At 62.2% G+C, this 246-nt stretch carries 1 protein-coding gene; it reads left to right on the top strand.

Translation table 11 applies throughout. The features are described from left to right. A partial coding sequence (locus RMT89_RS44770) for a GntR family transcriptional regulator (protein ID WP_315889487.1) occupies window positions 1–246 on the top strand: 246 nt, incomplete at both ends.

Raw genomic sequence — 246 nt, 5'->3', positions numbered from 1 at the left:
CTCGCGCATCACGGTACGCAAAGCGTTGGCCTGCCTCGAGCAGGACGGCCTCATCGGCCGTTCACGCGGTTACGGCACCTTTATCCAACTGCAACGGCCCGAACCGAAGCTGTTCTATTCTTTGGCAGACGTCAAAGGATTCTCGAGCGAGGTGTTACAGCAGGGGCGCCGGCCAGATACGCAATGGATCAGCCGCGAGCGGGTACCCGCCAGCGCTGAACTGGCGGAAAAGCTGCAGCTGGCGGC

The sequence above is a fragment of the Streptomyces sp. P17 genome (genome assembly GCF_032436805.1).
Lineage (GTDB): Bacteria > Actinomycetota > Actinomycetes > Streptomycetales > Streptomycetaceae > Streptomyces.
The sequence above is the reverse complement of the archived record's forward strand: the minus strand, read 5'-3'. Positions and strand labels throughout refer to the sequence as shown.